Source organism: Komagataeibacter europaeus LMG 18890, assembly GCF_000285295.1.
Lineage (GTDB): Bacteria > Pseudomonadota > Alphaproteobacteria > Acetobacterales > Acetobacteraceae > Komagataeibacter > Komagataeibacter europaeus.
This window is the reverse complement of sequence record NZ_CADP01000311.1, coordinates 1-1,166: the sequence shown is the minus strand read 5'-3', so window position 1 is coordinate 1,166 and position 1,166 is coordinate 1. Positions and strand designations below refer to the sequence as shown.

Sequence of the window (1,166 nt, the reverse complement as noted above, 5' to 3'; positions counted from 1 at the left end):
GCACTCGGCAAGGCGGCAGGCCTGGTGTTGCCGTTTACCGGCACGGCCAGCATGCAACTGCATATCGAGGAAATCTCACGCTGCGTCGCACGCGGAGCGCATGCCGTCGTCCTGCTCGATCGTGCCGGCTGGCATACGACACCCAAACTCAGACTGCCGCGCAACGTCAGCCTGATCTTCCTGCCGTCCCGTGCTCCCGAACTAAACCCGGTCGAGAATATCTGGCAGTTCCTGCGCGCCAACTGGCTGGCCAATACCGTCTTCGACGGCATCGAGCACATCATCGACGCTGCCTGTTCCGCTTGGAATAATCTTGCCGCCTTGCCTGACACCATTCGATCCATCGGTCTTAGAAAGTGGGCTCACACAGGTCAGTGCCCATAACCGTTGGTATGACATACCTGATGCCGTGGCTGATTGGCGCTGCCGTTGTCTACTGCTTTGGCCCCGCACTGGCGCTGTGGTGTCTTACCGGCAGCCCGTCCGGGGATGCCTGAACGCAGCATGGTGCTGGAACGGACAGGTTTATTGAGCCACGGACCTGTGTGATCCGGTTGCTGCCGTTCCCGAGGCCACGTCGGCCGACCTGTTTTCGATCAGGCTTTTACACCCTGTAGCCATCCGCAGGATTAGAGATCTACATGCCGGACGGGCGGGCAAGCATCCGCCGCAGCCCATCGGCACACAGAACGGGTTTATCCAACCCATATTCCCGCATGTGACAGACTGCACCCTGCCCGTCAGTGCCTGACAGAAGGGGGCGGTAAACCCTATGCGGGGTCACGACACGAAAGTGTACTTTACGTACGCTTAGAGTGAACCCAACAAGAACGTTGAGGCTGTTCTGCTGAGAGTTCGATAGACAGTTGGCCGAGAAATAGAAAACAGTTCTGAAAGATCGCTGATGGAGTAATCGCCGGTATCATACATCCGGCGAAGCTCTTTTTGCTGACGTTCAGAAAGCTTGGGTTTCTTTCCGCGTAGTTTACCTTTGTCGCGTGCAACGGCCATCCCTTCACGAGTACGCATCCGGATCAGATCGGCTTCAAACTCCGCGAAAGTCGCAAGGATGTTGAAGAACAACTTGCCCATTGGATCAGACGGATCGTGAATACTGTTCCCAAGTTGAAGCTTCACGCCACGGGATGCCAGGCTGTCGCCAATAA

General features: G+C 56.7%; 2 protein-coding genes. One reads left to right on the top strand and one right to left on the bottom strand.

Annotation, left to right across the window (positions count from 1 at the left end; translation table 11 throughout):
- The coding region (locus GEU01_RS22040) for a transposase (protein ID WP_019086993.1) at positions 1–384 on the top strand (384 nt) is incomplete at its 5' end.
- Positions 385–810: 426 nt separating this feature from the next.
- On the opposite strand, the gene GEU01_RS22030 is transcribed toward GEU01_RS22040, so the two are convergent.
- Positions 811–1,166, bottom strand: a 356-nt coding sequence (locus GEU01_RS22030) for a recombinase family protein (protein WP_019086618.1), incomplete at its 5' end; no start/stop codon positions are given.